The following is a 12401-nucleotide window of genomic DNA, read 5'->3' as shown; positions in this document are numbered from 1 at the left end:
CCGATGGTCATCTCGACCCGCTTCATCAGCCGCATCACGCTGCTGCGCGACAAGGCGCCGTCCTTCGATGCCTATCCGTTCTCGCTGCCCGCCGTGCGTGGGCTGGACACGCTGGAGCCGCATCCCAAGGTGACGTTCCTGGTCGGCGAGAACGGCTCGGGCAAGTCGACCTTGCTGGAAGCGATTGCCGTCGCGATGGGCTTCAATCCCGAAGGCGGCTCGAAGAACTTCCGCTTCGGCACGCGGGTTTCGCATTCGCCGCTGCACGAATACCTGCGCATCGCGAAAGGCGTGAAGCGGCCGCGCGACGGCTTCTTCCTGCGCGCGGAAAGCTTCTTCAACGTGGCCACGCAGATCGAGCAACTCGACGCCGAACCGGGTCTCGGCGCGCCCGTCATCTCGTCGTACGGCGGCCGGTCGCTGCACGAACAGTCGCACGGCGAGTCGTTTCTGACGCTGCTGATGGAGCGCTTCGGCGGGCAAGGACTCTATCTGCTCGACGAACCCGAAGCGGCGCTGTCTCCGCAGCGCCAGCTTGCCGCGCTGGCGCGCATCCACGACCTGACGGGCGATGCCTCGCAGTTCATCATCGCCACGCATTCGCCGATCCTGATGGCCTACCCCGACGCGTGGATCTACCAGTTCACGGCGGACGGCATCGAACGGGTCGCCTACGAAGACACCGAGCACTTCAAGGTGACGCGCGCGTTTCTCGCCAACCCGGAACGCATGCTGCGCACGCTGTTCGACAACCCGGGCGCGGACGGCGAAGACTGAACGCCTTCAGTCCTGCGACTCCAGCAGCGGACTGGCGTGCTTCACGGTGGCCACGCTCGTGCTGGCGGGTTCGCTGTCGGCGGCCAGCGCGCGCGAGTCGGAGAGATAGCGCGACAGCAGCGCGTTGTCGTCCATGTACAGGTTCTGCGGATCGTGGCCGCGGATGAGGGCATAGCAGCCGGCGACCAGCGCCACGGCCAGCATGGCGCCGATGAGTTTTCCGATCATGATCGTGCTCCTGAGGGTGTCCAAGGTTCACTTCATGGGCCTCGTCGCACTGCCTGCCACAGGCACGATCTCCCGAAATGTGCACGCAGTGTACGTGCGCTCCCTCACGATGAAATCCCCCCGGAAGCATGACTCCGAAACGGTGGCATCCGTCACACGTCGTCCTGAACCGTCACGGCCACCGCGCCCGCGTTGATCGTCAGTTGCGTGCGCTTTTGCAGCGGCGCAGCGGGGGCGCTGCCGTCGGCGTTCAGGAACTTCATCTTGTTGAAGATCGCGATGAACTGCGTCGGCGTGACGGTTGCGGTCGCGTAGCCGATGCCGTCGTGATCGGAATACAGCATGTCCGGATTGTTCTGACGGATGAACCCATCGAACAGCGCGGGGGCGCTGATCAGCGACGCCAGCGGCATGCCCGCCGAATAGGTCTTCACGTCCTCGAAGAACGGCTGGCTGCTGATGCCCGCCGACATCAGGTCGATCATCACCGGCGTGCCGTTCGCGGGGTCCGGCACGTCGCGCACGATGCCCGCCTGGAACGCATGCAGGTCGCCGGTGATGGCGACGAGGTTGCTGATGCCCTGCGCCTTTACGAACGCCAGCAGATCCGCCTTGTGCGACGGATAACCGTCCCACGCGTCGCAGTCGAGCACGAACACGACGTTGTCGGGCGCCGGGGCGAGCGCGCTCAGGTCGAGCCAGAGGCGGTTCATCATCACTTCGTTGCCCCAGACTTTCCAGATCGCCGTCGATGCCTTCAGCGTGTCCTTCCACCATTGCGTCTGCGTCGGACCGAGAATGGACGGCACGCGGCCGAGGCGCTGGGTGTCGGCTGACTCGAACTGCGCGAGCACTGGCTGCGGCACGAAATAGCGCGAGCCGACGAGGTCGTTGCCGTTCACCGGATCGTGCCCGAGCGCCTGCGCGATCGCCGCTTCCGGGACCACGTGATCGTCGCGATAGAGCCGCTCGTCCGTCATGACGAGATGAATCAGCGAGCCGAAGTGGAAGTCGCGGTAGATGCGGATGTTGTCGTAGGCGGCATTGTTCAGATCGAAAGACACGTCGCCCCAGTCGACCGGAAGGTATTCGGCCCATGCCTGATTCGCGTTGCGACGCCGCGCGGTCTGTTGCAGGTTGGCGTTGGTATAGGTCTGATGGTCTTGCCAGCAGTCGTCGGAGAACTCGTGATCGTCCCAGATCGCGATCACCGGAAAACGCGCATGCACGTTCTGCAACCGGGCGTCGCCACGGTAAGTGCGGTACAGCGTGCGGTAGTCGTCGAGCGTGTTGGCATACACGCCGCCGCTTGGCAGTGTGATTGTGGGATGCGCCGGTTCTACCGTGCCGGACGGCGCGACGAAATTGGCTTCGTAGATGTAGTCGCCCAGATGCACGACGAAATCGAGATCGGTTTCGGCGGCCAGCAGATTGAGCGCTTGCCAGTGGTTTGCGCTCCAGTTCTGGCACACGAACCACGCAAAGCGCACTTGCGGAACGGCATCGGTGGCCGTGGCGGCGGTGCGGGTCGTGCCGATTGCGCTGGCGTCGCTGCCCGCGATGAAGCGGTAGTAATACGTGGTCCGCGCAGCCAGCCCCGTCACTTTCGCACGCACGGTGAAATCGTAGTCGGGCACCGCGCTCAAGGGCACGCTGGCGACGAGCTGCGCGAAGTTTTGTTGGGCTGAGACCTGCAAGGTCAGCGCGACCGGCGTCTGTGAAGCGCTCCCGTTCGCGATGCAGCGCGTCCAGAACACCGTCGAAACGTCGCGCGGGTCGCCGCTGGCGACGCCCTGCGGGAAGGCAAAGGCACCGGCTGCGGGCGGCGGGGCGGTGCCTCCGCCGGGATTGCTGTCGTCGTCGTGACTGGAGTGACAGGCAGCGAGCGTGCCGGACGCGGCCGCCACCGTGTAGAACGTGGACAGGGAAAGAAAACGTCGACGGTCCATGAGAGCCTCCGTGAGCGGACTTCAGGGCGATGCGCAAGAAGCGGGAGGTCGCTGGATGCGTCGGGCCTGCCGACGGATAAGCGCGGCTCGGTTCCATACCGAACCCTTACACGCTATGAAGGGCGGCGGGGAGTGTCAAGGGGCGTTTGCGTGACACGGGGGAGCGCGGGTGCCGGACCATGCTTCGGATACAGTACCGCGTTGCGATACGTTCAAAGACGAAGACCGAAGCAGAGAATGGCTAATGGAAAACTATCAAAGGAAAATTCAACACGAAGCCATTGCCCGCGGCGTGAAGCACCTCTACCACTTCACCCCGCTCGATAACCTGCCGGGGATTGTCGCTCATGGCCTGCTCTGTCGCCGCACATTGCATGAACCTGCTTACCAGGCCTACGCCATCGACGAAAATCGATGGGATGGACGAGACGATGTCGTTTCAGTGTCCATCGGTGGGTTTGATGAGCGATTGCTGAAGAAGAGGCTATACAAAAGTCACCACAACGAATGGGTGCTGCTTGTCCTGTCGCCCCGCATCCTGTGGGAGCTTCCCTGCGAATTCTGCTGGATCAACGCCTCGAAAAAGGACATAAAGGACTATCGGGGTTTTCGAGGCGGCCCTTGGGCCTTCAATGAGATGTTCGCCGGAAGTGACGAACAGAGAGAGGGGCTTGCGCCATGCCAGCCTACCGATCCGGAAGCAGAGGTTCATGTGCGCGCAGTTATCCCGGCCGACTATATCGACAGGCTCATCCTGCATGGCCCGACGCTTGCTGCCCGTTTGCAAAGCATGTTCCCCGGGCTGGATATGAGCCAGGTGACAATCAATGAAAACTGGTGTTCGCTGGGGCGTTGAGATTCCCAAAGCTTCCCCGGCCGCGCCGTCGGCGACCGATTAAACTGTGTTATCAATAGGCCTTGTCGATCGAACGTCCGCTTCTTTTCAACCGGTCGTTCGAAAATGCAAGGCAGGCTCTCGCCGTACTGAAACACAGAAACATGACCCGATCGAAAGCAGCCGCCACGCCCCACCCAGCCCCGGAACTCGCCCTTCCCGGCCACGCGATGAGCGACGCGCACTATCACGCGCTCGTCAACGCCATCGAGGACTGCGCGATCTTCATGCTCGACCTGCACGGCCGCATCACGAGCTGGAACACCGGCGCGCGCAAGATCAAGGGCTATGAGGCGCACGAGATCATCGGCGAGCATCTGTCGCGCTTCTACACCGCCGAATCCGTGGCGCGCGGCTGGCCCGAATACGAGTTGAAGCAGGCCTATGCCACCGGCCGTTTCGAGGACGAGGGCTGGCGCGTGCGCAAGGACGGCTCGCTGTTCTGGGCCAACGTCGTGATCACGGCGGCGCGCGATACGCACGGCACGATCATCGGCTACGCCAAGTACACGCGCGACCTCACCGCCAAGCGCGCCGAGGAAGAAAAGCTGCGCCTGTCGGAAGAACGCTTTCGACTGCTCGTGGAAAGCGTCAGCGACTACGCCATCTTCATGCTCGATCCCGACGGCTGTATCGCGAGCTGGAACACCGGCGCGATGCGCATCAAGGGTTATCGGCCGCAGGAGATCCTCGGCAAACATTTCTCGACCTTCTATTGCCCCGAGGACCTCGTCGCGAACGTCCCCGAAACCCAGTTGCAGACGGCCATCCGCACCGGACGCGTCGAAACCGAAGGCTGGCGCGTGCGCAAGGACGGCTCGTTGTTCTGGGCGAACGTGGTGATCACCGCGGTGTATGACGAACATCGCGTGCTGCGCGGCTTTGCCAAGGTCACGCGCGACATGAGCGAACGCAAGCGCCTGGAGCAGCTCGAGGCCTCATCGCGGCGCATCAGCGAATTTCTCGCGACCCTCGCGCACGAACTGCGCAATCCGCTCGCGCCGGTACGCAACGCCGTCGGCGTGATGCAGATGGAAGCCGACATCACCCCGCGCGTGGCCGCGTGCCGCGACATCATCGACCGGCAGACCTCGCATCTCGGGCGGCTCGTCGACGACCTGCTCGACATGGGCCGCATCACCACTGGCAAGATCGACCTGCGCCTCGCGCGTGCGGACATCAGCGATATCGTCGCGCGCGGCATCGAACTGGTGCGGCCGTTCACCGACGAACGCACGCAGCAGATCGCCACCCGGCTGCCCGACCAGCCGGTGCTCCTGATGGGCGACAGCACCCGGCTCGTGCAGGTCGTGCAGAACCTGCTCAACAACGCCTCGAAATTCTCGCCGCACGGCAGCACCATCACGGTGACGGTCGAGTGCGAGTCCAGCGCCATGCTGATCCGCGTGAGCGACACCGGGCGCGGCATCTCGCAGAAAGGCCTCACGTCCATTTTCGACCTGTTCGTGCAGGAAGATCATTACCTCGACCCGGGCGAAGCGGGGCTCGGCATCGGCCTCACGCTGTGCCGCTCGATCGTCGAACTGCACGGCGGCTCCATCAGCGCAGCGAGCCCCGGCGCGCACCAGGGCAGCACGTTCACGGTGCGCCTGCCCTACGCCTCCGTCGACGACGCCCCGCGTCCGCATCGCGTGCTCGCGCAGGACGCGACGACCGGCACCGGCCTGCGCGTGGTGGTCATCGACGACAACCGCGATTCCGCCGATAGCCTCGCGATGCTGCTGCAACTGAAAGGCCATGACGTGCGCATCGCATATCACGGCAAGGAAGGCATCGACGTGGTGCGGCACTTTCCGCCCGACCTGATCCTGCTCGATCTCGCGCTGCCGGATATCGACGGCTTCGCGGTCCTGCGTTCGCTGCGCTCGTTGCGGCTGCTGGGCGGCGCGATGATCGTCGCAATGACGGGCTTCGGACAGGAGAGCGACAAGGACCGCTCCGCGCAGGCCGGCTTCGAGGGGCATCTCGTGAAACCGGTGAATTTCGCGGAGCTCGATGCGCTGCTCGACGCGCTGGCGCAGCGCCAGTGAGGCGCGCCGTATTCGTCGATCGTCAGTTGCGCAGCAGCCGCAACGGAAAGATGACCCGCGACGCCGCCCATCCGAGCGCGCCGCCGAGCAGCGTCTCCCAGGCGCGCGCGGCGAGCAGCGGGATCGAATGAATGCCGCTGGCCGCGAGCGTGACGATCAGCGCAAAGCCGAAGGCGCCGCAGGCAATGTCATAGCGTTCCGGCAGGGCCATCGCATACGCGATCATCGCGAACGCGGCCAGCGCCCAGATCACCACCGGCCAGTGCTCGGCAAGCGGCAGGCACACGAGGCCGAGCGGCACGCCGACGAGCGTTCCATAGATGCGCCGGCGAACGCGCTCCGTCGTGCCCACCGCGGAGGTCGCGACCACGTAGACGCAGGCCGTGATCGCCCAGGCCGATTCCCGCAGCGAGAACGCGCGATTGAGCAGCACCACGACCAGCGACGCGCACGCGGCCTGCAAGCCCATCGCCAGCGCGGGTGACACGGTGCCGCGTCCGTAGGCCGGCTCGGAGCGCAGCGCCGGCAGCACCACCGGATGTTCGGCCGGCCCGGAAAGCACGCGCGGCACGAGCGCCGCCAGCATGCCGATCATGAGCGCGAGCAGGATCGCGCGGGTGTCGCCGGGCGTGAGGTTCAGGCCATAGGCGAGCACCTGGCCGATGTAGAACTGCGAACCCATGCCCGCACCAGTCGTCCCGAAACGCTTCAGATAGCCCGCGAAGAACGCGCCGCTCACGAGAATCAGCTCCGCGCCGCCCCGGCCGAGATGGCGAAACAGCGGCTCGAACCAGGCGAACAGCAGCGCGCCGAACGCAGCGGAAAGACACAGGATGACAAGATCGCGGCTCGATTCCCAACGCGTCGAGCGCGCTTCGGAGACGCTCGCCCACAACGCGAAGCCGCCCGCGAGCGCACCCACCGACGTGCCCGCCGGCAAGCCTTGCGTGACGTCCTGCAACGCGCCGAGCGCCGCCGCGAGACCGTAGGCGGTCACGAGCCGCAACCCCTTGATGCGGCGATGCGTTCCGGGATCGACCCGGTCCAGCCAGTCCAGCGCTGCCTGGGCGCGCAGTGTTGCTTGGCGCGTGATGGAGCGCGCGGTATCGGAAGGACGCGCGTTCGACGTATTCGACGTGTCCGGACCGGCGGCAGGCTGTTCGTCGTCCATTGGCAACCCCGCGAGATGACGCGGCCGGCAGCCGCGCCTGCCACGCATTCTAGGTGACGCCGCCGCGCTTGCGCATGGAAACGCTCGCCTTGGCGCGCTTCGGTGCGTGCGCCGCCGTCACGATGCAGTCCGCCAGCCGCGCGGCTGCGTCGGGTTCGGCGGTACGCGAGCGCCGCGTCCGTTCGACAAGACCAATCTCGCGATAAAACGTGTCCTCGCCCAGTGAAAGCGCGGTGACGCCGCGCGGCCATGGCCGCAGCGCACGCGAGTCCGGCAGCAGCGCGACGCCCAGCCCGCGCGCGACGAGTTCGACGATACCCGGCAGTTCGTCCGCCTCGATCGATTCGCGCACCGCGATGCGATGCTCGCGCAGGAACAGATCCACCTGACGCCCGCCGAACGAGCGCCGGTCGTACCGGATGAACGGCTCCGTTTCGAGCAACTCGCGCCAGTGTGCCTGCCGCCGCGCGCCCGGCGTCAGCAACACGTACGGCTCCGCGCTCAGCGTGCGCCATTGCAGTTCCGCCGGCAGCGAGAACGGCGGACGGATCATGACGGCCAGGTCCATTTCCCCGGCATCGACCTGGGCGAGCAGATTCAGCGACACTCCCGGCACCAGACGGATGCGCCACGCCGGCAGCGTTCGCCCGAACGCGGCGATGGCATCCGGCAGCAGCGCCGCATGCGCCGAGGCAATCGCGCCCACCGACAGCGAACCGCCTCGCCCGCCCTCGCCTTCCGGTTCCGCGAGACGCGCATAGAGCGCGATGAGTTCGTCGGCGAGTTCCAGCGTCCGCTTGCCGGCCTTGTTGAGCGTCGCCGAGCGGCCGGTGCGGTCGAACAGCGCGAAGCCCAGATGCGCTTCCAGACGCTGCATCTGCGCGCTGACGGCCGATTGCGTCAGCCCGATGCGCGCGCCCGCGCCCGCGAAAGTGCCGTGACGCGCCACGGCGATGAAGGTCTGGAGTTCGCGCAACATGATCGATTCATCGAAATAAGTGGGGCTCAGACCAGCAATATATCGTTTTCAAACAGAAATATTCATGAATACACTGTCGGCTCGTTCCCCGCCGTACCCGTACAGAAAAGGATCCTCATCATGAGCACCACCCAGCACGCCATGCCGCCGTTCCATCTGGCCTTCCCCGTTCATAGCCTTGCCGCCGCCCGCGCGTTCTACGGCGACTTGCTCGGCTGCCCCGAGGGACGCAGTTCCGAAGCCTGGGTCGATTTCGATTTCTACGGTCATCAGATCGTCGCGCATCTCGCGCCGGAGGAAATCGGTCATCGCTCGACCAGCGCCGTCGACGGCGATGCCGTGCCGGTCCGTCACTTCGGTGTCGTGCTTTCCATTCCCCAATGGGAAGCACTCGCGGACAAGCTGCGCGCCGCGCAGACGCGCTTCATCATCGAGCCGCATGTGCGCTTCAAGGGCGAAGTCGGCGAGCAGGCGACGATGTTCTTCCTCGATCCGTCGGGCAACGCAGTCGAGATCAAGGCCTTCGCCGACATGTCCTCGCTGTTCGCGAAGTAAGGCATCCCGAGCGAGCGCCGCGTCTCCCCGCTTTCAAGCTTGCTGCATGTGCCTGACGGATTGTTTCCAATATAGAATCCGCCGAGCGCACTATGCGCGATAGCGGTAACGATAACGAGGAGACGCGTGTATGAGACCTTCGCAAGGACGCCGCCGCTTTCTCGGCGCGGCACTGTGCAGCACGATCGCCGCATGCGGCGGTTCGGATTCCGACGATTCCGGCGCAGCCACTTCTTCCGGCAGTAACTCAACCGGCCCCGTGCCGGATGCGCAGGTCAACGCCGCGCTCGCGCAACTCGATACCCTCGCCAACAACCTGATGACCGCCACCGGCATTCCCGGCATGGCGGTCGCGGTCGTGCGCGGCACGCAGACGGTCTACGCCAAGGGCTTCGGCACGCGGCTCGTGGGCTCGGGCCAGGCAGTCGATGCGGACACCGTGTTCCAGCTCGCGTCGGTATCCAAGTCCGTGGGCGCCGCCGTCGTGGCGCGTCAGGTCGGGACCGGCTCGATTGCATGGAATACGCCGGTGCGCGCGCAATTGCCGTGGTTCACGTTGTCGGACGCGGAGGTCAGCGCGGCTGTGACCATCGGCGATCTTTACTCGCACCAGTCCGGCTTGCCCGATCACGCAGGCGATACGCTGGAAGACATGGGCTATGGGCGCATTGACGTGCTGCAACGGCTGCGCTATTTGCCGCTGCATCCGTTCCGTCATTCGTACTTCTATACCAACTTCGGGCTGACGGCGGCGGCGCAGGCCGTTGCGACAGCGGCGGGCATCGACTGGGAAACGCTCTCCGACAACGTGCTGTATCAACCGCTCGGCATGAGCAGCACCAGTTCCCGTTACGCCGATTTCATCGCGCGTCCGAACCGCGCGCTCGGGCACGTCAAGGTGGGCAACGCGTGGGTGCAGGGCACGGGCACGATGCCCGATCCGCAATCGCCGGCGGGCGGCGTGAGTTCGTCGGTCAACGACATGGCGAAGTGGCTCGCGATGATGCTCGGCGTGGGCGTCTTCAACGGCAAACGCATCGTCGATGCCGCAGCGCTCGCTGCCGCCACCACCGCGCAGGTGCAAAGTTCTCCGCCGGGCGGCGGCGATCCGGCTGGGTACTACGGCTATGGCTTCAATGTAGGAACGACAAGCGCGGGTCGGCCGTCGTACAGTCACTCGGGCGCATTCGCGCTGGGGGCGGCGACCAACTTCATGGTCGTGCCATCGACGAATCTGGCCATTGTCACGTTGACGAATGCGTTTCCGATCGGCGTGGCAGAAGCGCTCAACCAGCAGTTCTTCGACATCGTGCAGACCGGCTCGATCCAGCGCGACTGGTTCAAGCTCTACAACGATGCGCTGGCGTCCCTCGCCAAGCCGAGCGGCTCGCTCGTGGGCGCGACGCCGCCCGCTGCGCCGCTGCCGGCGCGGGCACTGTCGACCTACACCGGCACTTACCAGAACGACTACTTCGGGCCGATCCAGGTCAGCGAGCAGAATGGCGCGCTCGTCATCGTCATCGGGCCGCGTCCGTTGACGCTCACGCTCTCGCACTGGGACGGCGACGTCTTCACGTTCACGCTCGTCAATGAAAACGCCAATCCGGGTTCGATCTCGAAGGCTTCGTTTGCGAGCGACCGCGTGACGCTCGAGTACTACGATGCGGACGGACTGGGCACGTTCATCCGCTGAGTGTCGCGCGCCATGAAACGCAACGGGACGCCACGCGGCGTCCCGTTGTGCATTCAGCGCGGATTACTTGCCGGAGCCGCTGGCAGTCACCGGCGCACCCGGACCGCTCGGCGTGGCGGTGCCGCCCGGCTCGGTGGACGGGCCTGCGGCCATCGGGCTCTTTTGCATCTTCTTCGAGTGCGTGGACGACTTGTGCGAATGCGACATCGCATGAGCCGGCTGCGTGGTCGTCTGCGCGTTGTCGCCGGCTTGCAGGCCCGTGCTCGAGCTCGGCGGATTGTCCTGCGCGAAAGCGGATGCGCACACGAGAGCGAAAGCACCGGCAGCGGTAGAAAGGGCAAAACGTTTCATATCGAAAGCTCCTGTTGACGATGGTCGGAATGCGATTCTTGCGGCGTGTCATGCCTGCTGGCCGTCGGAACGCTGCACGCGACGGCCGGTCGCATCTCAGGAGTCAGCACACGGTATGCCACGGTCTGACGATTCGCACACGGCGACGGCGCGTAGAAGGCGGATTGCAACGCGCGTTGCCCAAACAAAACGCCCCGCATGACTCGCATCACGCGGGGCGTTATCTCATGCACAACCCGCATCCGGTCAATGCCCGGCGGGCTCCGTCGAGTCCAGCTCATTCGCCATGGCCGTCTGCGGATGCGCGGCCTGCTTGATGAACAGCGCGACGGCAGCGATCAGCCCGGCCACGGCGATGGTCGCGAAAATGCCGCCGAAGCTGAAATGCTGGCGCGTCAGTTCGGCGACGAGAAATGACCCTGCGATGCCGCCAAAACGCCCGATGCCCAGCATCCAGGCCACGCCGGTGCCGCGACCCTGAGTCGGATAGAAAGCGGCGGCGAGCGCGGGCATAGACGATTGCGCGGTGTTCATCAGCACGCCCGCAACGAACACGACGAGCACGAGCAGTCCCACATTGCCCACCGCCTGGCCGATCAGATACACGCTCACGGCGGTCAGCACATAGCACACGGCGATGATGCGGTTCGCGTTGAACTTGTCCATCAGCACGCCGCACAGCACCGCGCCGACGCCGCCGAGCGGGAACAGCGCGGAGATGAGCGTCGCGGTTTGCGGCGCAAGGCCGGACTCCTTGAGCAGGATCGGCATCCAGTTGATGGACGCATAGAAGATCACAAGGCCCATGAAATACGTGACCCACAGCATCACCGAGCCGACGATGTACGCGCGCGACAGCACCACGCTCATGCCGCTCTGCCCGGCGACGGCGGGCGCCTTCTCGGTCATGAAGAACGAACCGGCCTGCATCGCGTCCGCCGAGATGCGCGCGAGCGTCGCGCGAATCTTCTCGACGGGCCGCGCCTTCGCCACCATGTAACGCACCGACTCAGGCAGCGTCGCGATCAACAACACCGAGAGCACCAGCGGCGCGATGCCGCCGAGCAGCAGCACGCTGCGCCAGCCGAAGTGCGGGATCATCCACGCCGCGAGAAACCCGCCGAATGCCGCGCCGAGCGGAAAGCCGCAGAACATCAGGTTGATCAGTGTGGCGCGGCGGTTGTCGGGGCAGAACTCGCTCATCATCGTGACGGCGTTCGGCATGGCCGCGCCGAGGCCCAGGCCAGTGACGAAACGCAAGGCCGTGAGTTGCGTCAGGTCCGCCGCGAACGACGAAGCCAGACACGCGACACCGAAGATCAGCACGGACGAGAGCAACAGCGCGCGGCGGCCCAGCTTGTCGGAGAGCGGCCCCGACAGGAGCGCGCCCGCCGCGAGGCCGAACAGCGCCGCGCTCAGGACCGGCGCCAATGCCGGACGGCTGATATGCCATTCGGCCACCAGCGAGGGCGCGATGAAACCGATCGCCGCAGTATCGAAACCGTCCAGCAGCACGATCACGAAGCACATCCCGAAGATGAGCCACTGAAACGGCGAGAACGGATGGTCGTTGATGAACGTCTGGACGTTCACGGCAGGACTTCTGCTCACTTCATTCCCTTTGTCAGATTGGGCCCGGGCGACCCACGACATAGCCCGGCGCCGATTACGCTTCTGCTATCAGATAACGCCCAAATGTTCGTCAGGCGAACACTGATTCTTATAGCGAACTCGCCAGCGAGGGTACTGAAG

11 protein-coding genes are annotated in these 12401 nt (G+C 65.1%); 5 read left to right on the top strand and 6 right to left on the bottom strand.

What is annotated here, in order from left to right; translation table 11 throughout:
- Positions 1–3: 3 nt before the first annotated feature.
- A complete protein-coding gene (locus QCE88_RS32780) occupies positions 4–777 on the top strand; it encodes an AAA family ATPase (protein WP_309909487.1) in 774 nt (257 codons plus the stop codon).
- 6 nt (positions 778–783) lie between these two features.
- Here the strand turns inward: QCE88_RS32780 and QCE88_RS32775 are convergent, their stop codons facing one another.
- Together QCE88_RS32775 and QCE88_RS32770 are read right to left on the bottom strand one after the other, a co-directional pair.
- On the bottom strand, positions 784–1005 hold the full coding sequence (locus QCE88_RS32775; protein ID WP_309909485.1) for a hypothetical protein: 222 nt from the start codon (positions 1003–1005) through the stop codon (positions 784–786).
- A 152-nt stretch (positions 1006–1157) separates the two neighbouring features.
- On the bottom strand, positions 1158–2954 hold the full coding sequence (locus tag QCE88_RS32770; RefSeq protein ID WP_309909483.1) for an alkaline phosphatase D family protein: 1797 nt from the start codon (positions 2952–2954) through the stop codon (positions 1158–1160).
- A gap of 244 nt (positions 2955–3198) precedes the next feature.
- Between QCE88_RS32770 and QCE88_RS32765 the strand changes: the two genes are divergently transcribed.
- Together QCE88_RS32765 and QCE88_RS32760 are read left to right on the top strand one after the other, a co-directional pair.
- A complete protein-coding gene (locus QCE88_RS32765; RefSeq protein ID WP_309909481.1) occupies positions 3199–3810 on the top strand; it encodes a DarT ssDNA thymidine ADP-ribosyltransferase family protein in 612 nt (203 codons plus the stop codon).
- Between the two features lie 143 nt (positions 3811–3953).
- Positions 3954–5900, top strand: coding sequence for a PAS domain S-box protein (locus QCE88_RS32760; protein WP_309909480.1), 1947 nt, complete (start codon positions 3954–3956; stop codon positions 5898–5900).
- 22 nt (positions 5901–5922) lie between these two features.
- Here QCE88_RS32760 and QCE88_RS32755 read toward each other — a convergent pair whose 3' ends face one another.
- Complete coding sequence (locus QCE88_RS32755) at positions 5923–7071, bottom strand: FUSC family protein (RefSeq protein WP_309909478.1); 1149 nt, start codon at positions 7069–7071, stop codon at positions 5923–5925.
- A 49-nt stretch (positions 7072–7120) separates the two neighbouring features.
- Entirely contained in the window at positions 7121–8050 is a 930-nt protein-coding gene (locus QCE88_RS32750; protein WP_309909476.1) for a LysR family transcriptional regulator, read from the bottom strand.
- 120 nt (positions 8051–8170) lie between these two features.
- On the opposite strand from QCE88_RS32750, the gene QCE88_RS32745 reads away from it, so the two are divergent.
- Both QCE88_RS32745 and QCE88_RS32740 read left to right on the top strand, forming a co-directional pair.
- A complete protein-coding gene (locus QCE88_RS32745; protein ID WP_309909474.1) occupies positions 8171–8605 on the top strand; it encodes a VOC family protein in 435 nt (144 codons plus the stop codon).
- Positions 8606–8735: 130 nt separating this feature from the next.
- Positions 8736–10298, top strand: coding sequence for a serine hydrolase (locus tag QCE88_RS32740; protein WP_309909472.1), 1563 nt, complete (start codon positions 8736–8738; stop codon positions 10296–10298).
- Between the two features lie 63 nt (positions 10299–10361).
- On the opposite strand, the gene QCE88_RS32735 is transcribed toward QCE88_RS32740, so the two are convergent.
- Together QCE88_RS32735 and QCE88_RS32730 are read right to left on the bottom strand one after the other, a co-directional pair.
- Positions 10362–10649 (bottom strand): hypothetical protein, encoded by a 288-nt coding sequence (locus tag QCE88_RS32735; protein ID WP_309909471.1) that lies wholly within the window; start codon positions 10647–10649, stop codon positions 10362–10364.
- A 246-nt stretch (positions 10650–10895) separates the two neighbouring features.
- Positions 10896–12260, bottom strand: coding sequence for an MFS transporter (locus QCE88_RS32730; RefSeq protein ID WP_309909469.1), 1365 nt, complete (start codon positions 12258–12260; stop codon positions 10896–10898).
- Positions 12261–12401: the final 141 nt, after the last annotated feature.

The organism is Caballeronia sp. LZ035, assembly GCF_031451175.1.
GTDB lineage: Bacteria > Pseudomonadota > Gammaproteobacteria > Burkholderiales > Burkholderiaceae > Caballeronia.
Note: the sequence above shows the minus strand (reverse complement) of the source record. Positions and strands in the feature narration are given on the sequence as shown.